The sequence below is a fragment of the Mucilaginibacter inviolabilis genome (assembly GCF_011089895.1).
In the GTDB taxonomy this organism is placed as follows: domain Bacteria; phylum Bacteroidota; class Bacteroidia; order Sphingobacteriales; family Sphingobacteriaceae; genus Mucilaginibacter; species Mucilaginibacter inviolabilis.
Genome location: NZ_JAANAT010000007.1, coordinates 1 through 24,176, shown reverse-complemented (window position 1 = coordinate 24,176; position 24,176 = coordinate 1). Strand labels below are relative to the sequence as shown.

The following is a 24,176-nucleotide window of genomic DNA, read 5'->3' as shown; positions in this document are numbered from 1 at the left end:
TTGGTTTATAATGAGTGTGAGAATAACACTTGTTTTTGATGCTGTGAATATAGAGTACTTTTTTGGAAATTAAAAGAAGAATTTTTGGATGGTCTAACTAAATAAAGTTGAACGGAGAAGTGATTATTTTCCGGAGTCAGCCGGATCAATATTAACAACTGTTTTTAAAATAAAGCGATATTTATTATTTCCGAGATCGCCAATGCCATGTTCAACACCCCATTGATCATCTCCAAATACACCAATGGCATCTATAATTAAATTATCCCTCCTTTTTTTTAATCGAATCGTTTTAAAATATTTGGAGTATTTTGGATCAAGAAAAACGTTGGGAGGTAAGTATAAATTAGCAACTATATTATTGCAGGTCTTTTCTTCCGGCTGTAGATCTCCTTTACTGGTGTAAATAAACCGGGTATATACCAACTCATTTTTATGATCAGGAAGTTCACATGCCGGGGTAAATGGAAAATCAAAAACCGGGGGAGGAAACCGTACGTGTTGTTTTTTTTGTCCAAAAGCCAACTGGCTTATAGCCAAACAAAATATAAAGCTTAATGATCGCAGCATCTTCAATGCTTCATCTCTTTACCAAACAGCTTCTCCCCGGCTTCCACTGCAATAGCCAGGCGGTTGCCATCCGGTGGTTTGGGGCAGGAATACCCGGTGCCGAAAGCACAATAGGGGTTATAAGCCTTGTTGAAATCAATCACTACTTTGCCGTCTTTAAAGTCGCCTTTACGCAGGTCAATATAGCGGCCACCGCCGTAGGTTGTGGTGCCATTGGTATCGTCAATAAATGGTAGAAACAAGTAGTCGCTATACTCCGGAACATTGTATAACCGTGTACTCTTGTATACCGTTAATTCCAGAGGCTTACCCTTAAGGGTGAACTTTAGCACCGCATAAGGCACATATTCGCTGCCTGTACCGCTAAATACCGGCATAATAAAAGCCTGCGCATTAACCAGGGTTGTTGCCTGTGCAGTAACACGAAAAGTGCTGTCGGCATCGTAAAAACGTAAAAATTGGAAATCGTCCTTTTTTAGCGGCGAGCGCGGGTCTTTCAAAAAATCGTCCATATAACCTTTGCGATAATCAGCAATCTGCGTTTTAAAATCCTGGCCAAAGGAGTTTAGGCCGGTTAACATAAGCAGGATGAGGATGTATTTGGTCATGGCGGTAAAGTTTGAGCCAATATAGGTAAAAAAGCCTCAGCTCAATCCTCTCCTTTGGTGAGGGCCTGGGTGAAGCTGAAATAATTTTATTTTATCCGTACCTAAAACGATTTACAGAAATTTATATTTGCTTTATTGAACTCTCAATATACCAATTATACTTATGGACAATAAACCGCTAAGAAGCAGGGGCTGGTTTGGCAAAACGGGCAAAGATGGTTTTATTTATCGCGCATGGATGAAAAATCAGGGTATTCCGGCGCATCAGCTGCAGGGTAAACCCGTTATCGGGATATGCAATACCTGGTCGGAATTAACTCCTTGTAATGCCCATTTTCGCGAACTGGCCGAATCTGTAAAAAATGGTATTTATGAGGCTGGTGGTTACCCGGTGGAGTTCCCGGTGATGTCCTTAGGCGAAACACTCATCAAACCCACAGCCATGCTGTACCGTAACCTGGTAAGTATGGATGTGGAAGAATCTATCCGCGCCAACCCGCTTGATGGCGTGGTGCTCCTTTGCGGTTGCGATAAAACTACCCCAGCGCTCATCATGGGTGCCTGTAGTGTGGATATTCCCACCATTGTAGTATCGGGTGGAGCTATGCTGACGGGTAAATATCGCGGGCACGACATCGGTACCTCAGACATCTGGCGTTTTTCTGAAGATCACCGCGCCGGTCATATGAGCGATGAGGAGTTGTATACTGCCGAAGCCTGCATGGCCCGCAGCAGGGGGCATTGCGCGGTAATGGGCACAGCATCAACCATGGCCTGTATGGTGGAGTCATTGGGTTTATCCCTGCCCGAAAACGCCGCTATTCCGGCAGCCGATTCGCGCAGAAAGGTACTGGCTCATTTGTCGGGCAACCGTATTGTAGAGATGGTTCGGGAGGATCTGAAGCTGTCTGATATACTCAGCCGCCAGGCTTTTGAAAACGCCATCAGCGTAAACGCGGCCATCGGTGGTTCAACCAATTTTGTTATCCATTTGCTGGCTATAGCGGCACGTATTGGGGTTGATCTGCATATGGACGATTTTAATACCACCGCTAAACGCATCCCGCTGCTGGCCAACCTGCAGCCATCGGGCAAATACTTCATGGAGGATTTTTATTATGCCGGTGGATTACCCGCCTTGATGAAAGAGCTGCATGAAGTGCTGCATGGCGATACCATAACCGTTACCGGTCAGCCTATTAAAGCTAACTATGAACACGCCGAATGCTTTAACCGGGAGATGATAGCCGGCTGGAAAAAGCCATTTAATGAAGTTGCCGGCATCGTAGTGTTGAAAGGTAATTTATGCGAGAATGGTGCGGTCATGAAACCATCGGCTGCAAGTACCGAACTGATGATCCATACAGGCAGAGCCATCGTATTTGAAGATATTGAAGACTATAAGAACAAGATCAACGATCCTAATCTCGAGGTGGACGAAACCAATGTGCTGGTGCTTAAAAATGTAGGTCCCAAAGGTTATCCTGGGATGCCCGAGGTAGGCAATATGGCCATCCCTAAGAAATTGCTGGATAAAGGTGTGCGGGATATGGTGCGCATATCCGATGGGCGTATGAGCGGTACGGGTTTCGGCACCGTGGTACTGCATGTATCGCCCGAAGCGGCTGTAGGTGGTACGCTGGCTGTTGTACAGGATGGCGATATTATCAGCCTGGATGTTTACGCGGGTACCTTACACCTCGATGTGAGCGACCAGGAAATTGCGGCCCGTAAAGAGCGATTGGTATTGCACACCAATATAGCCAAACGCGGTTATGTACATCTCTATCAAACGCATGTAGAGCAAGCGCACCTCGGCGCCGATTTTGACTTTTTAAAAGGCGGCTCTGGCAGCGAGGTTGTGCGCGACTCGCATTAGGAGTAAAGCCCTATCGATTTTGTCATTCTGAGGAACGAAGAATCTGCTATTGAATTTGCAAGATTTACAATAGATGCTTCACTCCGTTCAGCATGACAAGTGAAATAAAGTGGGCATATTAATAAATAAATCAAAAATATGACAGCAAATAATTTTACCGGGCAGGTAGCTATTGTAACGGGGGCAGGACAGGGTATTGGCTTTGAAATTGCCAAGCAAATATCCCTGCAAGGCGCGGCAGTATTGGTTAACGATGTAAGTCCGCAGTTGGCTGCTAACGCTGCCGAAGCTATTAACAAGCTCGGTGGTAACTGCATCGACCTGGCCGGCGATGCTGCTGATATTAACTTTATACAGCAAATGGTTGATACCGCGGTACAACAATTTGGCAAACTCACCATCGCCATAGCCAACGCGGGCATTACCCTGTTTGGCAGTTTCCTGGATTATCCCGTACAATCTCTGCAAAGTGTGATGAACCTTAATCTGCAGGGAAGCTTCTTCCTGGCACAGCGTACCGCCAGGCAAATTATCAAACAAAAAAGCGGAGGCAGCATCCTGTTTATGTCATCAGTAACAGGGCACCAGGCGCATCAGGATCTGGCGGCTTATGGCATGACCAAAGCCGGACTCGAGATGCTGGCAAAAAGTCTGGTAGTAGAGCTATCACCATACCACATTACCGTAAATACGGTAGCCCCTGGCGCTACCTTAACCGAACGCACCATGGAAGATGCCAGTTATAAGGACACCTGGTCGCGCATTACCCCTATGGGCAGACCAGGTACGGTGCAGGATGTAGCCAATGCCGTACTATTTTTGGTATCGCCGCAGGCCACCCAGATCACCGGGCAAAATATTGTAGTTGATGGCGGCTGGTCGGCCGTAAGCGCATCACCTTATTAATTATTGAATTAGTGAATGAGTGAGGGATGAATTCTTCAATGGTTGAATTAGTGACTTTTTATTTTTTTAAATGAGATGCTAATTCTTTAAATCAGTTAATTCGCTCATTGATATAATTCACTAATTCAGTCATTCACTAAATCACTAATTACCTATTCAAATACTGCTCTTAACCTGGTCCATTCGGGGTGGCGTTTCAGGTAGGCTTGTATATAGGCGCATAGGGGTACCATTTTCAGGTTATGCTGCTCCATGTATACAAAGGCTTTCTCTACCAGGGCCGCGGCAATGCCCTGGCCTTCCATTTCCTCGGGTACTTCTGTATGGATCAGGTAAACTACATCACCTCTTAGCTTATAATCAATATAAGAAGTGGTGCCGTCAACCGTAAGTTCAAAGTGATGAATGGCTTCGTTATTAATTAATGGAATATCTTCGTACTTCATGTTTGTTGAGTATTATTTAAATAATTTAAATACATCGTATGGTTTGGTAACATAAATATCCCTGTTGTATCTAAGGTAATTTATGAACAAGCATTGATACCGTAATAATAAACAACTTTAATGAATAATATTTTATGCTTTATTCAATAAAAATGTCAGAAATGCGTTTGGTACAGCAGGTTATATCAGAAAACTAAAAGGCTTTAGCAAGTTGTTCATTTCTTTAAATTTTTAATTAGTTTTGATTTGTATTTATATATTTATAACAATACCTTAAAACAATTTGGACCTTCCCAGAAAATGAAAGCCATTGTGAAAAAGAATAAGCACATATTACTACAGCTTGGGCTTTTGTTTTTTGTTACAAATGGCTGGGCACAGGTAAGCCATCAGCATGCTAAATCTAAGGTTAAAAAGAAACCCATACCCGGGCAGGTTCAGCCGGTAGTACAGGGAAGTGAACAGCTTAAGGAGTTTTTACAGCTTTTGGCACAAGCCAGCGCTACGTTTACATTCCCCAAAGGCTTTAAAGAAATTCCGGCTACCAACAACGAGGATTTTTCTTTTGATTATGCGATGGAAATGCCCGGGAAAGATTTTGAAGTATGGTTCCAGGTAAAATCTCAAAAAGAAAACTGGGCCAGTTACGAACGGGCGCAGAACGATAAAGGCCGTCAGGTGGCCAACCCCGATTCATTATATGTGGAAATGGGCAAAGCCCATGCTATAGCCTTTACCGGCGATAATAATTATTTTATACGCAACATGCCGCAAAATGTACTGGAGCGTTATAATGCCGATGCCGGTAAATCATACCTGCTTAACCTGCTCGATCTACCCTCTACCAAGCATTATAAATATGCCCTGCTCATTACCCTGCAGCGCAACCATACAGGCACTATCATGATGGTATGCTTTACCAATGAAAAAGATCCCGAGTTTTTTAAAAACATCGACAAGGCCGGCAACTGTCTGAAGTTTAAATCGTAAAGGAGGGGCGTATTGTCGTTTCGAACGAAGTACGAGGAGAAATCTTCTGCCGCGCGAGTAACCTCTCTACCACAAATGTTAATAAGTTGACAGTTTTGAACCCCAAGTTCGGTACTTAAACTATATTTTTGCAGTTAGGTGCATTTTTTGCCCTGGTTAAAAAAAGATACTTTATAAATGGCAGACGCAGTTAATTATAGTGAAGATAGTATCCGCTCGCTGGATTGGAAAGAACACATCCGTTTACGCCCTGGTATGTACATTGGTAAACTGGGCGATGGCTCGGCTTATGACGATGGGGTGTACGTATTACTCAAAGAAATTATCGATAACTCGATAGATGAGTTTGTGATGGGATCGGGCAAAACCATTGAGGTAAACATGAGCGATCATAAAGTATCCGTACGCGATTATGGCCGCGGCATACCCTTAGGTAAAGTGATTGATTGCGTTTCCAAGATCAATACCGGCGGTAAATATGATAGCAAGGCCTTCCAGAAATCGGTAGGCTTAAATGGTGTGGGTACCAAGGCGGTTAATGCCTTATCTAACGTATTTGTGGTGCAATCATACCGCGACGGTCGTACCAAACTGGCCGAGTTTGCTAAAGGCGAACTGATACGGGATGAGGCCGAAAAAGAAACCACCCAACGTAACGGTACTGCCATTAATTTTACACCCGACGATACCATCTTTCGCCATTACCGTTTTATCCCGGAGTTTGTGGAAAGCATGATCTGGAACTATGTGTTCCTGAACTCGGGCCTGACATTGAACTTTAACGGACAGAAATATTTTTCAGAACGCGGACTGTATGATCTGCTTACCCGCAATACTGATGTGGAAACCCTGCGCTATCCCATCATTCACCTCAAAGGCGAAGACATTGAGATAGCCATGACCCACGGCCAGGCCTACGGCGAAGAATATTACTCCTTTGTGAACGGACAAAATACAACCCAGGGCGGTACGCACCAGGCTGCTTTTCGGGAGGCCGTTGTAAAAACCGTGCGCGAGTTTTACAAAAAAGAATTTGACGCGTCTGATATCCGGGCATCCATTGTGGCAGCTATCGCCATCAAAGTACAGGAGCCGGTATTTGAATCGCAAACCAAAACCAAGCTGGGCTCGCAAAATATTGGTCCGGAAGGACCATCGGTACGTGGATTTATCAATGATTTCCTGAAAAAGGAACTGGATAATTATCTGCATAAAAATCCCGCTGCTGCCGATGCTCTGCTGAAACGTATCCTGCAATCGGAACGCGAGCGTAAGGATATTGCCGGCATTAAAAAACTGGCCAACGAACGCGCCAAAAAAGCATCGTTACATAACCGTAAGCTGCGCGATTGTAAGCTGCATTTTGAAGATACGCACGAACGCCGCCAGGATACCACGCTGTTCATCACCGAAGGTGACTCTGCCAGCGGATCTATCACCAAATCGCGCGATGTACAGACCCAGGCCGTATTCAGCTTAAAAGGTAAGCCGCTCAACTGCTATGGACTTACTAAAAAGGTGGTTTACGAAAACGAAGAATTTAACCTGCTGCAGCACGCCCTCAATATTGAGGATGGCATTGACGGCCTGCGTTATAACAATATTGTAATAGCTACCGATGCCGATGTGGATGGTATGCACATCCGCCTGCTGCTGATGACTTTCTTTTTGCAGTTTTTTCCCGACCTGGTGAAAGCCGGACACGTATCTATACTGCAAACGCCGCTGTTCAGGGTGCGCAACAAAAAAGAAACCATTTATTGTTACAGCGACGAGGAGCGCCGCAACGCCATTGCCAAGCTGGGCAACAAACCCGAGATAACCCGCTTTAAAGGTTTGGGTGAGATATCGCCCGAAGAGTTTGGCCTGTTCATTGGCAAGGATATCCGCCTTGACCCGGTAATCCTGAAAGATGCCAACATCAAAGGCTTGCTGGAGTATTTTATGGGTAAAAACACTCCAACCCGTCAGCTGCACATCGTGAACAACCTGCGCGTTGAAAAAGATGATGAAAGTATCAATCCGCTAATAGCCGAAGACGCAGAATCCCTGGCCCTGCCGGTGGCAGTATAAGCTATTTAAACCATATAATTTTATGTAGAGACGCATCACATGCGTCTCTTTTTTTATGTCTTGCGGTTGCGGAGGAACAAAGGCGAAACCAATCATGTCATTGCGAGCGCAGCGTGGCAATCTCCTCGCGTTTATACTAACGAGGAGATTATTAATGTTGTATTTGTTTTCTTTATTGTATTAATGAGCTCTCTTTGGTCGGTTGTCTTCGTCGTTCCTTCTCGAAATGACATGATGGATGGTAAGACTTTATATTCTCCCTTGTTTTTCGTATCTTTATACAAACACCAGCCCGGCTTTCTTTTTTGAGGATGCCGGGCTGTTTTGTTAAGAGCAAAACAGAGCCAAAAAGTAGTTGTTTTTTGCTTAATTATTTGATAGTCAATAAATTAATACTTTTTAAAGTTTTAAAAACCCTTCAAAATCGCATTGGAATTTGTTAAAAAGTGTTAAAATGGGTTTTTTTCGAGTGATTTTAACCCGTTTTTACCCTGTTTTTGAGCAGAAATTTGTTAAAATTCAAGGTTTAAAAAGTTTTTTGCGGGTGTTATAAGTCAAAGAAATCTGATAAATCCTATTAAATCTTTTAATCCTGTCAAAAAAAACCTTATCTTGTTTCCCCCGCTTTTTTTCGGGATGAATATTTATGACCAACCATGAAATTAAAATAGCTTTTGATGAATATGATTCACTAAAAGAACTGCCCACCGCCGATCATGATTTGTGCCTGGAGGCAACGGAAGCATTAAAAAACTCACATTCGCCATATTCAAAATTCCGGGTAGGGGCAGCCCTGCGTTTACAAAGCGGTAAAATTATTTATGGTAGCAATCAGGAAAATGTAGCCTATCCATCCGGCTTATGTGCCGAGCGGGTGGCCCTGTTTTACTGGGGAGCCAATCATCCGGATGACCCGGTTGTGGCGATGGCGGTTACCGCCCAGACAGATGAATTTATGCTCACTAAACCGGTAACTTCCTGTGGATCATGTCTGCAGGTACTTGCCGAAGTGGAAAAAAAACAGAACAAACCCATCAAAATTTTATTGTTTGTGGAGGGTGGCCCGGTATGGGTAATAAAAGGTATCGAGAACCAATTACCGTTTTTGTTTTTTGAAGAACGACTGATAACTAGTCAATAGTTTAAAGTCTAAAGCCAAGAGTCAAAGGAGAAAAATCCGGCGCCAGGCTTATAACTAGAGGCTTTCGACTTAACTTTACTTCGTCATGAAACTGAAAATATTTTTGTTTTTAATTGGCTGTGCTTTCATAAGTAAAGCATCTGCACAACAGGGGTTCCCGTTTGATAATGAGATCCGGGCTTTTAAGCACCAGGATAGTTTAAGCTTTCCTAAACCGGGCGGCATATTGTTTATAGGGAGTTCGTCTATCCGTTTATGGACCGATCTGGAACAGCGCTTTGCGGGTAAACCTATCATTAAACGAGGTGTAGGAGGTTCAACATTGGAACAGCTGGTTGATTACTTTACACCATACATCCTTTTTCCATATCAGCCCCGGAAAATATTTATCTATGCCGGCGAAAATGATATCGCCGCTGATAAACCGGCCTCGTTTGTGGCTGATGAATTTGCTAAGTTATGGCCTCTGCTGCACCAGAAATTACCCAAAGCAGAGATCTATTAGCTGTCGATAAAACCGAGTCCGGTACGGGCTAAATATTATACAACCGTGGCGCAGGCCAATGAATTGATAAAAAAGTATCTGAAGAATAAACCCAACAGTCATTTTGTTGATCTGGTTGATGTAATTTATAAACCGGGCACTACAAGGCCTGATTCCAGCTTATTTAAGAGTGATTACCTGCATTTGAATGCCAGGGGATATGATAAATGGCAATCGGTTTTGCGGCCTATGGTAAAATAAAAAAGGCCCCGACGGGCGGGGCTCTTTTCTACTTGAACTATTACACTAAACCAAGTTTATTTAAAAACGCTGTAAACGTTGGTGATCTTCCATCCTTTGCCGGTATTGGCAATGGTTACATAATTGCTGCGTACAAACTTTTCATATTGCATATCAACCTTTACCACGGTGATATCAGAATTGCTTTGAACAATGGTGGTGCTGGTGGTGCAATCCTGTTCTACATTTTTGTTGAGCTTTAAAGATTGAAATATTTCATCGCGGGTAAAGGTCACGATCTTTTTACCACTGAGCAGGCTGAATTTGGCGTTTTGATCTACCACATCGTCCAGCCCTTTTAATTTACCGCGGGTCATGGCATCAACATAAGTGTTGATGGCAAAGGTTTTGGTTAGGTTATCACCATCTGCAAACGGGATGGCTTTTGCGGCACTGCATGCTATCAGCAATGCAAGTGCTAGTACTACTGATTTTAAGGTTTTCATATTGTTGTTGGTGTTTGGTCATGTTTAAATTATATCTATAAGACAACACTAATTTTCAATACGTTACAATAAAATCAATAAAAGCCAATAAAAATAAAAAGCCCCGTTTGGCGGAGCTTCAGATGTATATAGTCAAATTAAATTTACTTAAAAGCGCTGTAAACGCTGGTGATTTTCCAGCCTTTACCGGTGTTGGAAACGGTTACGAAATTGCTGCGGGTAAACCATTTGTATTGCATGTCGATTTTTACAATGGCTACCTCAACGTTACTTTGAATAACAGAAGTGCTGGTGATACATTCCTGCTCAACATCTTTATTGAGGCTTAGTGATTGAAGCATTTCATCTTTGGTAAAACTCAGCACATCCGTTCCTCTTAACTGACTGAATTTGGCATTTTGATCTATTACATCGTCCAGGCCGCGTAATTTACCATGGGTTATGGCATCAACGTAGGTGTTAATTGTGAAAACCATGGTTAGGCCTTCATCATTGGTAACAGAGGCGGCTTTGGCTGTTAGGCAGGTTATTAGTAAAGCAAGTGCAAATATGATTGATTTTAAATTTTTCATTTAATAATTTTATTACATAACGGTCTTATTTTCAGATTATTATAAAATAAAATCAAAATAAAAAGCCCCGCTGGGCGGGGCTCTCTACTTACATATTAACACTAAACTAAAACTAAACTTATTTAAAAACGCTGTATACGTTGGTGATCTTCCAGCCTTTACCGGTGTTTGATACGGTTACAAAATTGCTGCGGGTAAAACCATCATATTGCATATCCACTTTGATAACTGCAATAGCTTCGTTGCTTTCAACAACTGATGTAGTAGTGGTGCAGGTTTGCTCAGTATCTTTAGAGGCATTTAATGATTGAAGCATTTCATCTTTGCTAAAGTTCAAAACGGTTTTACCGCGTAACATGCTGAATTTAGCATCCTGATCAATCACTTCACTCAGGCCTTTTAATTTACCATGGGTCATGGCATCAATGTAGGTACTGATGGCATAATTTTTAGTTAAATTTTCACCATCTGTGTAGGTGGTTGCTTTAGAAGCAGAGGCTATTACTAATAAAGCTAAGCCTAATAATATTGATTTTAAAGTTTTCATTGTATTGCTATTTGAGGTTGTTTATTATTATTAATTAATTTTTATATCCATAAGACACCGGCAATATGCCTTACGTTACAGAATATGTTAAAAATTTTGTTGATTTAACATAAATTTAATATTTTACTGGTTTTTTTAGATTCCTGGTAATAGAAATTAGCTTAAGCCTTGCTATGATTGATTATACTACCATTATTTTGCAATTTGCTGAACAGGGCGAAAAAACTGGCTGGACGTATATTGAAATTCCGGCCGATCTGGCACAACAAATGAAGCCTGGTAATAAAAAATCATTTAGGGTAAAAGGTAAATTAGATGCGATGCCCATTGCCGGTATAGCCTTGATGCCCATGGGCGAAGGCAATTTTATTATGGCCCTGAAACGGGAAATATGTAAAGGCCTACGCAAACATAGTGGCGCTATGTTACGGGTACAGCTCGAACCAGATAATGATTACAAGGTTGAAGTTCCGGCCGACTTACAGGAGTGTTTTGATTTTGAACCCGAAGCCAGTGAGTTCTTTTTTACCCTGGCACAAGGCCACCGCGACTATTTTATTAAATGGATCAACAGCGCCAAAACAGAAACTACCCGTGCAAATCGCATAGCCAATACCATCGAGGCCATGCTGCGCCACCAGGGCTATCCTGAAATGTTAAGAGCTTTGAAAAAAGCAAGGGAATAGTAACATTAGGTAGTTTTCTTTTTCTCCCTCCAATTTTTCGGAAAGGGAATATCTGTCATTTTAATAGGTTTAAAGCTTGGTATCTGATAATCGGTTCCCGAAGTATTATACAGGAAAAACGGATCGGTTTTAAAATGTTCGTAGTCTGCAGTCATCTGAGCCTTGAGCCTGAGCAGGCGGTTTTCGTATTTGTCGTCATAAGGAGTACCGGTATTTTTATCCAGCAGCCGGTCTATATACTCAATCAGGTTATAGCAGGTGGTAAACTGCCCACATGCTATCAGACAGGCTTCTGTATGTTGTTGCCCGGCCGATTTTTTATCAAACCAAAGTGTGGTACCCATATTATAAGCGGTTTGTGCCACTATCTGCATGTCGGTACTCGGATTAAGGGATGATGGTGTCGTCATGTATTGACTGTTGCCCTGGCTACGGTTAATATCATTGGAAAAGGAAAGATCATAAACGTGATTGCCTTTGCCGCGATTGTTCCATTGGGTACTGCCATAAAACTTATCATACAGCAACTGCCTGATGCGTTTTAAAAATATGCTGGTATTAAGCATTAGTACAGACTGCGCCCGGGTGTTGAGCATATGTATAAGAAGACTGAGCGATGTTTTGGAAAAAAAGCTCACCAGTATGTGAATGATCTGTTCGGTAAAGTTGCGTTTTAAGTCCATCCCCGCCGATGCTTTTGATACGCTAAATAATTGTTGCCTTACATATAATACGCCAGATACCCATATAAAGGGAATGGGGATAAATAAAGCGCCGGCAATTATCCACGGTGTACTGTGATGGCTTATTCCATACCAAACCCCGGTTAAAGCGGCCAGTAAAATGGCAAGAGTAATATAAAATACACCCCAGAGATTTAGCTCATAACCTTTGCTTATTTTAGGCAATACGTAAGGGTGTATATAATGGCTACCCACGTCATTCACCAGCATCAGCTCAAAATAAGGGAAGCTGGTCTTTTTGTCGAGCCGCCTGCCATCGGCTTCCATCATGCTTTGCAGGCCCTGGTTATCGGTAATGCCGCCATCCATCAGGCCAAATTGTTTGTGTTGTATAAATTCAGCTTCTTCCTTGTCGCCGGTTTGTGGTATCAGAGATAGCGCGTTTTTCAGGTCGTGGATGTTTAGGTGCTGATGGGTGTAGTCGTTAGGGTAAATGATGGGCTCAAACCCGGCAGGAAAACAGGATGACGCAGCCAGTACATCGCCCAGTTTTATTTTGCCGGCAACCACGCTGTCTACATAAATAACCTCGTTGCCGTATTTGAATCTTTCGTCGGCACCAGAATCCGGAACCAGTTTGATATTCTGCCGGAAGGATTGCCCGGTGTAAAATTCGGTAGCGTTGAAACAAACCTCCTGTAAATGGGCTGTAGGTGATGGTGCATCATGGCAAAGTGACTCTAAGGTTGCTCCGTCAAACAAATATTGATCGTAAGCAAGCGCAAAGGAGTTGATAATGTTGCGGGTTTTTTGCGGTCTTTTTTTCCAGTGCTTTTTATCGGCCAGTATTTCTAATGATTGCCGCAGCAGATCGTCGCCGTTTAGGCCGGCAGATAATTTAGTGTAAAATTGCCCAAAGGTTTTGCCCTGCGCATTGTACAATGCATACAAAGTTGTGGTGATGGTACCGCCCGATGCAGATGAGAGGTAACGTACCTGCTGCAACAGTGTTTGGTTGCAAAGCCCATCGGTATCATCATCAAAGGTTACTTTATTCAGGTATGACAGTACCCCCAATGCAAAGGAAGCCGCTCGAAATCCGCCACCTGAAAATGCCAGCGCTATATTTGCAAAGGGCTTAATATAATCAACTTCGAGTTTGTTTTCGGCTAAGGTATCGGGTAGGGTATTTGCCATAAGGTAATGGATTTTGTAGCGATAAAATTAGGGAATAAAATATATTTCATTATACGTAAAAATACCCAAATTATGAGGTGTTATCACGGATTAAAGCCTCACCCAACCTTCTCCAAAATATAGGGTGTCACCCTGAGCTCCGTCGAAGGGTAGAGCGCAGAGGCCTTGCCCACTATGCTTCGACGAGGCTCACCATGACAGCCGTTTAGGAAATATCTGATCATGACTATTACTCCCCAAAAGGAGGCTTTTAAAATAAAATTTGCAATTATATAAGCACTTATATAAATTGCACAATGAATTTATATCAAAGCCTGGGTTACCTGGTTTTAGGCAGTCGTTTACGTCGCCTGAGCGAAGCTTTTCTGGCCGAAATTAACCGTGCCTACCAAAATGAGGGTATTGATTTTGATGCCAGCTGGTTTCCTGTTTTTTATTTGCTATCTAAAAATGAGGCCCTATCCATCAAAGAATTGAGCGAACAGATCGAAGTTTCGCACCCGGCTGCCAGTCAGCTTATTACCAATTTAAAGAACCGTAAGCTGGTTACTTCGGCTACCTGTGCCGATGATGGTCGCAGGCAACTGGTAACACTTACCGATAGTGGTCGTGAGTTATTAACACAGATATTACCCATGTGGGATGCTATCAGCACCGCGATGACCGAACTGGTGGAAAGCGATGAGATAGCCAAACAACTATTGCCAGCCATAACCGGACTGGAAACTGCCTTTCGTCAGACAAACCTGGCCGAAGTTATCAGCCAGAAATTAATTACCGATCTAAAAACAACCAGCCATGAATAGTATATTTAATTATGGTACCGATCATTTAACTATAGGCATTTGCCTGGATATAGCAGCCGGTAAAACCAAGGGTGTTATTAATGCCGAAGCCGATAAAGCCATCCGTGCTTCCTGGCGCGAGGTGGAGAAAATTGTACACGCCCAGCATCCGGTTTATGGTATTAATACAGGTTTTGGTCCGCTGTGTGATACCCGCATATCCGAGGCTGATACCAGTTTGCTGCAAAGTAATATCCTGAAAAGTCATAGCGTGGGTGTAGGTAAACCCATCCCAAAAGAAATTGCCAAATTGATGCTGATCACCAAAGTACAGGCATTGGCGCAGGGCTATTCTGGTGTGGCACCTGAAACATTGCATCGCATCATCTGGCATATCGACCATGATATTATTCCCATAGTTCCTGAAAAAGGATCGGTAGGAGCTTCCGGTGATCTGGCGCCGTTATCGCATTTGTTCTTACCGCTGATTGGTTTAGGCGAAGTGTATGAGCATAACGAGCGCGTACCTGCCGGTGACTTATTAAAAAAACATAACCTGCAACCCCTGGTATTAGGCCCCAAAGAAGGCCTGGCATTGATCAACGGTACACAATTTATATTAGCCTTTGCTGTAAAAGCCGTTCAGCGCCTGGATGATGCGCTGAACCGCGCCGACCTGATCGGCGCTTTATCATTAGAAGGACTCATGGGCTCCGCAAGACCATTTGACGCACGGTTACACGCTATCCGTCCCTTTAAAGGTACCAAAGTAGTAGCCGACAGGTTGTTTACTTTATTAACCGGATCAGAGATTAACTCCTCACATGCAAATTGCGACAGGGTACAGGATCCATACTCATTAAGGTGTATGCCACAGGTTCATGGTGCATCGCGCAATGCCTGGCTGCATCTGAAAGAACTGACAGAAATAGAGTTGAATTCCGTAACCGATAACCCCGTTATTTTTAATGCCGATGATACCATCAGCGGAGGTAATTTCCATGGTCAGCCATTGGCTTTACCATTGGATTATGCCACCGTTGCGGCTGCCGAGTTAGGCAATATTGCCGATCGTCGCTGCTATTTGATGAGCGAGGGCCGTTACGGTCTGCCCAAACTGCTTACACAGGATGCGGGTTTAAACTCTGGCTTAATGATACCCCAATACACCACTGCGGCGCTGGTCACCGAAAATAAAACCCTGTGTTTTCCGGCCAGTGCCGATAGTGTGCCTACTTCCCTGGGGCAGGAGGATCATGTATCTATGGGCTCCATCAGCGGGCGCAAGCTGCACCAGGTAATTGATAACCTGGAATATATACAGGCTATTGAACTGTTGTATGCAGCACAGGCGGTTGACTTCAGGCGGCCCTTAAAATCAACACCGGTTATTGAAGCGATTCACGATCTGGTAAGGCAACATGTACCCCACATACAGGACGACCGTGTTTTTGCAACCGATATCCATAATTTACATCAACTGATCACTAACGGCTCTTTGCTGGCAATCGCTAACGAAACAGCTATTCATCACCATATCAATCTCAGTCATGACGAGTTCGGAATTTATTAAAACTTACGCCAACCACCCGGTGTACAAAGCACCGCGTGGTATGCAGCTGCACGCCAAAAGCTGGCAAACGGAAGCGCCATTACGGATGCTACTTAATAACCTGGATGGCCAGGTAGCCGAAAACCCAGACGAACTGGTGGTTTACGGTGGAATCGGCCAGGCAGCTCGTAACCCGGAATCACTCCGGAAAATTATTGAGTTGCTACTGGAGCTGGATGAACATCATTCGTTACTAATACAATCGGGTAAGCCGGTTGGTATTATCCGCAGTCATCCCGAAGCGCCGCGTGTGTTGATAGCCAACAGCAACCTGGTACCCGCATGGGCCAACTGGGAGCATTTTAATGAACTGCGTGCCAAAGGTTTGATGATGTACGGCCAAATGACGGCCGGCAGCTGGATCTACATTGGTACACAAGGCATTTTACAAGGCACTTATGAAACTTTTGTGGAGTGCGGCAACCAGCATTTCAACGGCGATCTGACCGGCAAGTTAATCGTAAGCGCCGGTTTAGGTGGTATGGGCGGTGCTCAACCCTTAGCTGCTACCATGGCGGGTGGGGTTTTTTTAGGCGCCGATGTGGATGCGTCTCGTATCCAAAAAAGAGTGGATACACAATATATCGATAGGATCACGCATTCTTATAAAGAAGCCATTGCCTGGGTAAAGGAAGCTATCGCCAAAAAAGAAACACTTTCGGTAGGCCTGGTAAGCGATGCCGGCGATCTGTTGGAGCGCTTGCTGAAAGATAATATTATTCCCGATGTTTTAACTGACCAAACATCAGCACATGATCCATTGAATGGATATATCCCGAATGGGTTGTCATTAACAGAAGCTGCCGCACTACGCAAAGCTGATGCGGTAGAATATAAACGGTTATCATTAAAAAGTATGGCCCGTCATGTGAGCCTGATGTTGCAATTACAAAACAAAGGTGCTGTTACTTTTGATTATGGTAACAACCTGCGCGAGTTTGCCAAACAGGGCGGCGAACCCAATGCATTTAATTTCCCGGGATTTACCCCGGCTTATATCCGGCCGTTGTTTTGCGAAGGAAAAGGGCCGTTCAGATGGGTAGCTTTATCTGGTGATCCGGAGGATATTTTTACGACAGATAGAGCACTGATGGAATTGTTTCCAGAAGATAAACCACTCATCAAATGGCTCAAAAATGCGCAGGAAAAGATCTCCTTTCAGGGCCTGCCTGCGCGTATTTGTTGGCTGGGTATGGGCGACAGGGAAAAGGCCGGATTGCTGTTTAACGAACTGGTGAAAACAGGTAAAGTGAAAGGGCCTATCGTAATTGGTCGCGACCATTTGGATTGCGGCTCGGTAGCATCGCCCAACCGCGAAACGGAAGCCATGAAAGATGGATCGGATGCGGTATCCGACTGGCCACTGCTCAACCTGATGGCTAATGCCTCAGGCGGTGCCACCTGGATTTCGTTCCACCATGGCGGCGGGGTAGGTATGGGTTATTCGCAACATGCGGGCATGGTTGTTTTGGCCGATGGCACCGAACGTGCCGCTACCTGCCTCAAACGTGTACTGTATAACGACCCTGCGATGGGTATCTTCCGTCATACTGATGCCGGTTATGATAAAGCACAGGAATGGGCAGATAAGTTTGGATTGAAGGTATGGTAAGCCCCACCCAACCCTCCCCTAAAGGGAGAGGGCTTTAAAAATGAAATTATTAATCAATTAAAGTTTCTAAAAGTCTCACCCTTTAGGGGGAGATTTAGAGGGGGCTGATGCTTATGAAACTAATAGGTCGGTTCACACAGATATTACCATTAACTGGGTTGCCATTAAAGGGCGCCTTGAAGGATGAACAGCTTCACATCATTCCAAATGGAGGCGTGCTGGTTGATGACGGGCTGATTGTGGCTGTTGATGATTTTGAGAAATTGAGATCAGCTAATCCATCGACACCAATTGAAGAAATTACCGGTGATCATGTATTATTACCAGGCTTTGTGGACTGCCATACGCACATCTGTTTCGCGGGCAGCCGGGCAAAGGATTACGCGCTGCGCACGGCGGGTAAAACCTATCTGGAAATAGCCAAAGCAGGTGGTGGTATCTGGGATTCGGTTACACAAACCCGTGCAGCAGATGAGATTGCGTTGAGCAGTTTACTATTAAGTAGGGTACAACGGCATCTGGCTGAAGGGGTTACTACGATAGAAGTGAAAAGCGGTTACGGTTTAAGTATTGATGCCGAGTTAAAACAGTTAAGAGCTATAAAAGCCGCCGCGGATAAAACACGGGCAAGTTTAGTATCCACTTGTCTGGCAGCGCATATGCTGCCCAAAGATTTTGATGGTACGCATCCCGAATACCTGCATCATATTTTACAAAACCTGCTGCCGGTTATTAAACAACAGCGCCTGACAAACCGGGTGGATATATTTATTGAAGAAAGCGCTTTTAATACTAGTGATGCTTTGAACTACCTGGCCAAAGCCAAACAAATGGGTTTTGAAGTAACCGTTCATGCCGATCAGTTTACTACGGGCGGCAGCGAGGTGGCTATTCAGGCAAGAGCCGCCTCGGCCGATCATTTGGAAGCCAGTACAGATCGTGAGATCAATATGCTGGCTAAATCTGATACGGTTGCGGTAACTTTGCCCGGTGCATCTTTAGGTTTGGGGATGCCTTATGCACCTGCCCGTAGACTGCTGAATGCCGGCGCATGTCTGGCCATTGCCAGCGACTGGAACCCGGGCTCGGCTCCCATGGGTGATCTGCTGATGCAGGCCGCAGTGATGGGCGCTGCAGAAAAATTATGCGCCGCCGAAGTATTTGCAGGTTTAACTTTCAGAGCGGCATCGGCATTAAAATTAAATGATCGTGGTATTTTAGCCCCCAATAAACTGGCCGATATGCAGGCTTATCCATGCAATGATTACCGGGAGATATTATATCACCAGGGGAAATTGAAACCGGATAAGGTATGGTTATCAGGTATATAAAAAGATAAAAAGTAGGGGATCGTGCGATTCCCCTCTTGAGAGGGGTGGAGGGGTGTGTTTTTCTGCTTCATGAACACACCCCTGCAATTACACAACCCCACGCGCCCCCTCTCAAGAGGGGAGCTTGAAGAAAACAAATGAACGATATCAACCAATGAACAAATAACTAAGTAAACCAATGAGCCAGAAACTAATTGAATGCGTTCCGAATTTTAGTGAGGGTGTAAACCTTGATATTATCAAACAGATCACCAATGAGGTGGAATCGGTAGAAGGCGTGCTCCTGTTGAATGTTGATCCGGGCAAGGCCACTAACCGAACCGTGGTAACTTTTGTAGGCGAACCGGAGAAAGTGATCCAGGCGGCTTTCCTCGCTATAAAAAAAGCAGGAGAGCTGATTGATATGAGCAAACAAAAAGGCGAGCATCCTCGGATGGGTGCTACCGATGTTTGTCCGTTGATCCCCATCAGCAATATCAGCATGGAAGAAACCGCGGAGTATGCCCGTCAATTGGCTAAACGTGTGGGTGAAGAATTGCAAATCCCGGTTTATTTGTATGAACAGGCTCAGCCTAATAAAAACCGCAGCAATTTATCGGTAATCAGGGCGGGTGAGTATGAAGGCTTTTTTAAGAAGATCAAACTGCCAGAATGGGCACCAGATTTCGGTCCGGCAGAGAATGATGTAAAACGTGGCGCTACCGTAATCGGTGCGCGTGATTTTCTGGTGGCTTATAATGTAAATTTGAATACCACCTCAACTCGCAGAGCCAACGCTATTGCCTTTGATGTACGCGAGGCTGGCCGTACGGTAAATGATGAACATGGTAATCCAAAAAATATCCCCGGTACGTTGAAATCGGTTAAAGCCATTGGTTGGTATATTGAGGAGTATGGCATCGCCCAGATCTCGATGAATTTGACCAATATTGAGGTAACACCGGTTCACAAAGCCTTTGATGAGGTGTGTGATAAGGCCAATGCACGTGGCATCAGGGTTACCGGCAGCGAACTGGTTGGGTTGATCCCATTGAAAGCCATGCTGGATGCCGGCAAATATTTTCTGCGGAAGCAAAAACGTTCGGTAGGGGTAAGCGAAAAGGAATTGATCAGGATCGCCATCAAATCAATGGGGTTGGATGAGCTTGGCCCTTTTATCCCCGAAGAACGTATTATTGAATACCTGCTGAAAGATAAAGCCGCCAGCAAGCTGGTGAGCATGAGCCTGGTGGAGTTTGCCGATGAAACAGCCAGTGAAAGTCCGGCTCCGGGTGGTGGTTCTATCTCGGCTTATGTCGGTTCGCTGGGCGCGTCATTGGCGGGAATGGTGGCTAATCTGAGTTCCCATAAAAAGGGCTGGGATGATCGTTGGGAAGAATTCAGTAACTGGGCCGAAAAAGCGCAGGTTTATAAAGACGAACTGATTCGCCTGGTTGATCTGGATACTACCGCGTTTAACCGCATTATGGAATCGTTCGGTTTACCAAAATCAACTCCGGAAGAAAAAGCGGCCAGGGATAAAGCCATACAGGATGCTACCAAATACGCCATTGAGGTGCCATTTAAAGTGATGCAGGCCGCACTGAACAGCATGGAAGTGATCAAGGCGATGGCTGAAATTGGTAATCCCAACTCGGTAACCGATGCTGGTGTGGCGGCCCTTTGCGCCCGTACCGCAGTTTTGGGAGCTTTTATGAATGTAAAGATCAATGCCTCGGGCTATAAGGATAAAGGTTTTGTAACAGATATTATTGCAAAAGGTAATGATATTGAGCAAAAGGCGATCGCCCTCGAAGCCGAGATTATAGAACTGGTGAACGAAAAGATAGGGTTGTAAACGACTAAGCAGTGTTATCCCTGTCTGCAAAAAAAGATACCTTATATGAGCTGTACCATGCCTCATATAAGGTATCTTTTTTAGCGGTTTAGTTTAATGGCAATGTAAACCAAAAGGTGCTGCCTTTACCTAATTCACTTTCAACGCCTATTTTACCGCCATGTCGTTTAATGATCTCGGCGCTGATATATAAACCCAGTCCCAGTCCCGAGTTCTGGAAACCCTTAACCTCGGCCTGGTAATACCTTTCGAATAAATGCGGTATTTTGTCTGCCGGTATTCCGTGGCCGGTATCTTTAACCGATATTTTTGCAAATCCTTCGGTAAGTTCAATCAGCATCACAATATCAACAGAATCTGGCGCGTATTTAACAGCATTATTAACCAGGTTTACAATAACCTGGTCTATCGCATGCTCATCGGCATAAATTTGTAACTGCTCATCGCCCCGAATGATCAGATTGTATTTACCGGTAACCCTGATATGGTTGCAACAATTTTTTAACAATTCGCTGATTACAAAATGGGTCTTGTTCAACTTCAACTGTGACTCATTGGTACGGCTCACATTCAGCAGATCTTCCACAAGCGAACTTATTTTTTGCATGCTCCTGTTTGATTGATCTATCAATTTAGTAAGCAGCACCGGCGAAGGGTTCTCTTTCATTCGCTCCAATAGCTGTAAAGAGGCTTTGAGGCTGGTTATCGGGGTTTTAAGTTCATGACTGGCTATACTGATAAAATCATCTTTTTGCTGGTTTAACCGCTGTACATGGGTAATATCAAGCAATGTGCCCAATATCCTTTGCGCATGATCATTGATATCATAAAAAACCTTTCCCTGAACTCTTATCCAATGTATGGAATGATCGGGGTGGGTGATCCTGGCTTCATAAAAAAGTTTGCCGCTTTTAATAGACTCTGCATGCGCTAATAAACGTGCTTCCTGATCTTTCGGGTGAATAACAGACGCAAATGTTTCCCATGAAACCGGGTGATCAAAACCAAATATGATATTGAACCTGTCTGATGTTACCATAGCCTTTGTGTTCAGGTTAAGGTCGAAGGTGCCAATTTCGGCGGCTTCAACCGCAAGTCTGCCGCGCTCTTCTATTTCCTCAATATTGAGCCGGGCCTTCACTTTTTCGGTAACCTCAATGGCTAAAACCATAATCGCATTAACGATATCATCATGACCTTTGATGGGTTCATAAACAAAATCAACAAACACAACCTCGGGCACACCGTGCCGTATCAATAAAAGTTCGTGCTCTTTAGCAAAAAAAGGTACGCCGGAGTCAATAACTGTTTTCATTATAGGAGCGTATTGATCAGCTGCCTCAGGTACAGCATTCCAGATGGTGAGGTTTTCTATTTCATTACGTTTTTTCCCTACAAGTTCCAGGTAAGCATCGTTTACTTCCAGTATCATCAGGTCGTCGGCTCTGATAATGCATATACCAACCGGGGCCTGTTTTACCAGGCTTCTGAAACGGCTATTGCTTTCAACCAGCTCATTGTAAAGAATTTGCTGTTGTTCCTGCGATCTGATCAGCTCCTCATTACTGGCAATTAATTCTTCGTTGGATGCGGAAAGCTCTTCGTTAATGGCCGATAGCTCTTCGGCCATGTTTTGTTCACGCTGCTGACTTAAATACCGCGACGTCACATCTGTGGCTGTATGTAATATACAGTATGTTTTACCATGCTCATCTTTGATAGCCCGGTATTCAAAATCAAAATAGAAGGTTTTTAGCTCACCATTTATTTCAAGATCGGCGGGAGTGTCTTTGCCCGAAATGGTAATACCCTCATTCCATACCTGTTTAAACATATCAATAAAAGGCTGACCTTTTAATTCAGGTAGCGCTTCTTCCAATGATTTACCGATAACATTTTTAGTTTTACCCCAAATAGAAATCATGGCATCATTAGCATACTGTATAATGCTTTGTTCCGATACATGTATGGCAATGCCATTTTGATACAGAGACAAAACGTCCAATAATTGTTGATTACTTAATGACTGCGCCGGGGAACTCATATTTTTGTGATAAAAACTTGAGATAGGATAACCCACTTTTTTTTAAAAGGTTTTAGGATTTACCAGTATATTATTGATTTTAAATATTGTTCAAAATAAAAAGAGCGACAGGTTGTACCCGTCGCTCTTTTTGGAAAAAATATTTTGTTTAAAGCTATTAAAAGCGATATCTAACAAACGCCTCCATAGCTTCATATTCAGCGAGACCTAGACGGTCATAACGCTGAGCGGTATCACGGGTACGGTCTTCAGCCCTTACCCAGAACTCACGGGCATCATCACCCGGGAACACCGGACGGTCCTTTTGCGACTGATGTTTAAAGATGGCGTTGCGCTTGCGGATCACCTCCTGCGGTGAAAGCGGCACAGCCATTTCAATTTCATAGGTTTCAAACTCATGCCATGCACCGCGGTACATCCACAACCAGCAATCATCTACCCAGGCTTCTTTACCTTTCAGACGGGCCAAAGCCGCCAGGATAATGTTGAAACACACCAGGTGCGTACCATTCGGATCGGCAAAATCACCGGCAGCAAAGATCTGCTGTGGTTTTACTTTTTGTAACAGTTCGATGGTTAACAGGATATCTTCTTCACCCACCGCATTTTTCTTGGTCTTGCCGGTTTCGTAAAAAGGCAAAGCCATAAAATGGATATGATCATCCGGTAAACCCGCGTAACGGGCACCCGAGATAGCTTCTGTTTTACGGATAAAACCTTTTACATTGCGGATCTCGCGGGTATCAATCTGGTTGGGCTGCTTCTGGGGAAAGAAAGCCCGCATCTCTTCGTATAATTTGTGCAGGTGACCACTGTCTTCACCAATAGAGTTGGTAAAATCAATGGCAAACTCCATGTACCGTAACACATCATCATCCCAAACGGCAGTATTACCCGAAGTTTGATAAGCCACATGCACATCATGCCCCTGATCCACCAAACGGATAAAAGTACCCCCCATGGAGATCACATCATCATCAGGATGCGGAGAAAAAATAATAGAACGTTTTTTTGCAGGCAAAGCACGCTCCGGACGCTGCGAATCATCCGCATCGGGCTTGCCACCCGGCCATCCGGTAATAGTATGCTGTATCTGGTTAAAAATATCAATGTTGATGTTGTACACCGGTCCTTGTTCTACGGCCAGCTGTGCCATACCATGATTGTTATAATCCTCCTCGGTCAGCTTTAATACCGGTTTACCAATGGTATCGGCCAGCCAGATCACGGCTTTTTTCTTCAGTATATTATCCTCCCATGAACAATCTTTTACTAACCATGGGGTATCAAAACGGGTAAGTTCGGAAGCAGCAGCCTCATCGAGTACAAACTCTACATGATCAGACAATTGCAGGTAGGTAGCCGGCACCTCGCCAGACATTTCGCCTTCCACTGCTTTTTTAATGATGGGAGCTTTTTTCTTGCTC

At 44.1% G+C, this 24,176-nt stretch carries 22 protein-coding genes; 13 read left to right on the top strand and 9 right to left on the bottom strand.

From position 1 onward, the window contains the following. Positions 1-123 precede the first annotated feature (123 nt). Together G7092_RS30160 and G7092_RS30155 are read right to left on the bottom strand one after the other, a co-directional pair. Positions 124-570, bottom strand: coding sequence for a hypothetical protein (locus tag G7092_RS30160; RefSeq protein ID WP_166096154.1), 447 nt, complete (start codon positions 568-570; stop codon positions 124-126). A 2-nt stretch (positions 571-572) separates the two neighbouring features. Continuing rightward, positions 573-1,178 carry a DUF1684 domain-containing protein gene (locus tag G7092_RS30155; RefSeq protein ID WP_166096151.1) on the bottom strand — a complete coding sequence of 202 codons (606 nt, stop codon included), beginning with the start codon at positions 1,176-1,178 and terminating at the stop codon, positions 573-575. A gap of 163 nt (positions 1,179-1,341) precedes the next feature. On the opposite strand from G7092_RS30155, the gene G7092_RS30150 reads away from it, so the two are divergent. Beyond that, positions 1,342-3,057 (top strand): IlvD/Edd family dehydratase, encoded by a 1,716-nt coding sequence (locus G7092_RS30150; protein ID WP_166096149.1) that lies wholly within the window; start codon positions 1,342-1,344, stop codon positions 3,055-3,057. Positions 3,058-3,195: 138 nt separating this feature from the next. Beyond that, complete coding sequence (locus G7092_RS30145; RefSeq protein WP_166096147.1) at positions 3,196-3,963, top strand: SDR family NAD(P)-dependent oxidoreductase; 768 nt, start codon at positions 3,196-3,198, stop codon at positions 3,961-3,963. 152 nt (positions 3,964-4,115) lie between these two features. On the opposite strand, the gene G7092_RS30140 is transcribed toward G7092_RS30145, so the two are convergent. Then, on the bottom strand, positions 4,116-4,409 hold the full coding sequence (locus tag G7092_RS30140; protein WP_166096145.1) for a GNAT family N-acetyltransferase: 294 nt from the start codon (positions 4,407-4,409) through the stop codon (positions 4,116-4,118). A 300-nt stretch (positions 4,410-4,709) separates the two neighbouring features. On the opposite strand from G7092_RS30140, the gene G7092_RS30135 reads away from it, so the two are divergent. From G7092_RS30135 to G7092_RS30115, 5 genes are all read left to right on the top strand, one after another. Next, positions 4,710-5,399, top strand: coding sequence for a hypothetical protein (locus G7092_RS30135; protein ID WP_166096142.1), 690 nt, complete (start codon positions 4,710-4,712; stop codon positions 5,397-5,399). 177 nt (positions 5,400-5,576) lie between these two features. Beyond that, positions 5,577-7,472 (top strand): DNA topoisomerase IV subunit B, encoded by a 1,896-nt coding sequence (locus G7092_RS30130; RefSeq protein ID WP_166096140.1) that lies wholly within the window; start codon positions 5,577-5,579, stop codon positions 7,470-7,472. Between the two features lie 646 nt (positions 7,473-8,118). After that, positions 8,119-8,613: a cytidine deaminase gene (locus G7092_RS30125; protein WP_166096138.1), complete on the top strand. Its 495-nt coding sequence runs from the start codon at positions 8,119-8,121 to the stop codon at positions 8,611-8,613. An 85-nt stretch (positions 8,614-8,698) separates the two neighbouring features. Next, the gene (locus G7092_RS30120; RefSeq protein ID WP_166096135.1) at positions 8,699-9,118 is read left to right on the top strand and encodes an SGNH/GDSL hydrolase family protein; all 420 of its coding nucleotides are present in this window, start codon (positions 8,699-8,701) and stop codon (positions 9,116-9,118) included. Positions 9,119-9,163: 45 nt separating this feature from the next. Further along, positions 9,164-9,358 (top strand): SGNH/GDSL hydrolase family protein, encoded by a 195-nt coding sequence (locus tag G7092_RS30115; protein ID WP_166096132.1) that lies wholly within the window; start codon positions 9,164-9,166, stop codon positions 9,356-9,358. A 56-nt stretch (positions 9,359-9,414) separates the two neighbouring features. Here G7092_RS30115 and G7092_RS30110 read toward each other — a convergent pair whose 3' ends face one another. From G7092_RS30110 to G7092_RS30100, 3 genes are all read right to left on the bottom strand, one after another. After that, positions 9,415-9,843, bottom strand: a complete 429-nt coding sequence (locus tag G7092_RS30110) for a nuclear transport factor 2 family protein (protein ID WP_166096130.1) — start codon at positions 9,841-9,843, stop codon at positions 9,415-9,417. Positions 9,844-9,986: 143 nt separating this feature from the next. Next, positions 9,987-10,415: a nuclear transport factor 2 family protein gene (locus tag G7092_RS30105; protein WP_166096128.1), complete on the bottom strand. Its 429-nt coding sequence runs from the start codon at positions 10,413-10,415 to the stop codon at positions 9,987-9,989. Between the two features lie 118 nt (positions 10,416-10,533). Beyond that, positions 10,534-10,962, bottom strand: coding sequence for a nuclear transport factor 2 family protein (locus G7092_RS30100; RefSeq protein ID WP_166096125.1), 429 nt, complete (start codon positions 10,960-10,962; stop codon positions 10,534-10,536). Between the two features lie 173 nt (positions 10,963-11,135). Between G7092_RS30100 and G7092_RS30095 the strand changes: the two genes are divergently transcribed. After that, positions 11,136-11,648, top strand: a complete 513-nt coding sequence (locus tag G7092_RS30095; protein ID WP_166096124.1) for a YdeI/OmpD-associated family protein — start codon at positions 11,136-11,138, stop codon at positions 11,646-11,648. 5 nt (positions 11,649-11,653) lie between these two features. Here G7092_RS30095 and G7092_RS30090 read toward each other — a convergent pair whose 3' ends face one another. After that, a complete protein-coding gene (locus tag G7092_RS30090; RefSeq protein WP_166096122.1) occupies positions 11,654-13,528 on the bottom strand; it encodes a patatin-like phospholipase family protein in 1,875 nt (624 codons plus the stop codon). Positions 13,529-13,824: 296 nt separating this feature from the next. Between G7092_RS30090 and G7092_RS30085 the strand changes: the two genes are divergently transcribed. From G7092_RS30085 to ftcD, 5 genes are all read left to right on the top strand, one after another. Beyond that, positions 13,825-14,334 (top strand): MarR family winged helix-turn-helix transcriptional regulator, encoded by a 510-nt coding sequence (locus G7092_RS30085; RefSeq protein WP_166096119.1) that lies wholly within the window; start codon positions 13,825-13,827, stop codon positions 14,332-14,334. Further along, entirely contained in the window at positions 14,327-15,886 is a 1,560-nt protein-coding gene (gene hutH / locus G7092_RS30080; RefSeq protein WP_166096117.1) for a histidine ammonia-lyase, read from the top strand. Before G7092_RS30085 ends, hutH begins: the two co-directional genes overlap by 8 nt. Beyond that, on the top strand, positions 15,864-17,537 hold the full coding sequence (hutU, locus tag G7092_RS30075; RefSeq protein ID WP_166096114.1) for a urocanate hydratase: 1,674 nt from the start codon (positions 15,864-15,866) through the stop codon (positions 17,535-17,537). The genes hutH and hutU overlap by 23 nt, the downstream gene beginning before the upstream one ends. A 113-nt stretch (positions 17,538-17,650) precedes the next feature. Beyond that, positions 17,651-18,868: an imidazolonepropionase gene (gene hutI, locus G7092_RS30070; RefSeq protein WP_166096112.1), complete on the top strand. Its 1,218-nt coding sequence runs from the start codon at positions 17,651-17,653 to the stop codon at positions 18,866-18,868. 178 nt (positions 18,869-19,046) lie between these two features. Continuing rightward, the gene (ftcD, locus tag G7092_RS30065) at positions 19,047-20,705 is read left to right on the top strand and encodes a glutamate formimidoyltransferase (RefSeq protein WP_166096109.1); all 1,659 of its coding nucleotides are present in this window, start codon (positions 19,047-19,049) and stop codon (positions 20,703-20,705) included. Between the two features lie 88 nt (positions 20,706-20,793). Here the strand turns inward: ftcD and G7092_RS30060 are convergent, their stop codons facing one another. Further along, positions 20,794-22,749, bottom strand: a complete 1,956-nt coding sequence (locus tag G7092_RS30060) for a PAS domain-containing sensor histidine kinase (RefSeq protein WP_166096106.1) — start codon at positions 22,747-22,749, stop codon at positions 20,794-20,796. A gap of 157 nt (positions 22,750-22,906) precedes the next feature. Beyond that, positions 22,907-24,176, bottom strand: a 1,270-nt coding sequence (locus tag G7092_RS30055; RefSeq protein WP_166096104.1) for a PIG-L family deacetylase, incomplete at its 5' end; no start/stop codon positions are given.

Coding starts and splice junctions, on each gene's coding strand:
- G7092_RS30125 (WP_166096138.1), top strand. CDS start 8,119: ATGACCAACCATGAAATTAAAATAGCTTTTGATGAATATGATTCACTA.
- G7092_RS30140 (WP_166096145.1), bottom strand. CDS start 4,409: ATGAAGTACGAAGATATTCCATTAATTAATAACGAAGCCATTCATCAC.
- G7092_RS30095 (WP_166096124.1), top strand. CDS start 11,136: ATGATTGATTATACTACCATTATTTTGCAATTTGCTGAACAGGGCGAA.
- G7092_RS30145 (WP_166096147.1), top strand. CDS start 3,196: ATGACAGCAAATAATTTTACCGGGCAGGTAGCTATTGTAACGGGGGCA.
- G7092_RS30100 (WP_166096125.1), bottom strand. CDS start 10,962: ATGAAAACTTTAAAATCAATATTATTAGGCTTAGCTTTATTAGTAATA.
- hutH (WP_166096117.1), top strand. CDS start 14,327: ATGAATAGTATATTTAATTATGGTACCGATCATTTAACTATAGGCATT.
- G7092_RS30105 (WP_166096128.1), bottom strand. CDS start 10,415: ATGAAAAATTTAAAATCAATCATATTTGCACTTGCTTTACTAATAACC.
- G7092_RS30085 (WP_166096119.1), top strand. CDS start 13,825: ATGAATTTATATCAAAGCCTGGGTTACCTGGTTTTAGGCAGTCGTTTA.
- G7092_RS30130 (WP_166096140.1), top strand. CDS start 5,577: ATGGCAGACGCAGTTAATTATAGTGAAGATAGTATCCGCTCGCTGGAT.
- G7092_RS30150 (WP_166096149.1), top strand. CDS start 1,342: ATGGACAATAAACCGCTAAGAAGCAGGGGCTGGTTTGGCAAAACGGGC.
- G7092_RS30110 (WP_166096130.1), bottom strand. CDS start 9,843: ATGAAAACCTTAAAATCAGTAGTACTAGCACTTGCATTGCTGATAGCA.
- G7092_RS30060 (WP_166096106.1), bottom strand. CDS start 22,749: ATGAGTTCCCCGGCGCAGTCATTAAGTAATCAACAATTATTGGACGTT.
- G7092_RS30120 (WP_166096135.1), top strand. CDS start 8,699: ATGAAACTGAAAATATTTTTGTTTTTAATTGGCTGTGCTTTCATAAGT.
- G7092_RS30160 (WP_166096154.1), bottom strand. CDS start 570: ATGCTGCGATCATTAAGCTTTATATTTTGTTTGGCTATAAGCCAGTTG.
- G7092_RS30135 (WP_166096142.1), top strand. CDS start 4,710: ATGAAAGCCATTGTGAAAAAGAATAAGCACATATTACTACAGCTTGGG.
- G7092_RS30155 (WP_166096151.1), bottom strand. CDS start 1,178: ATGACCAAATACATCCTCATCCTGCTTATGTTAACCGGCCTAAACTCC.
- hutU (WP_166096114.1), top strand. CDS start 15,864: ATGACGAGTTCGGAATTTATTAAAACTTACGCCAACCACCCGGTGTAC.
- hutI (WP_166096112.1), top strand. CDS start 17,651: ATGAAACTAATAGGTCGGTTCACACAGATATTACCATTAACTGGGTTG.
- G7092_RS30090 (WP_166096122.1), bottom strand. CDS start 13,528: ATGGCAAATACCCTACCCGATACCTTAGCCGAAAACAAACTCGAAGTT.
- ftcD (WP_166096109.1), top strand. CDS start 19,047: ATGAGCCAGAAACTAATTGAATGCGTTCCGAATTTTAGTGAGGGTGTA.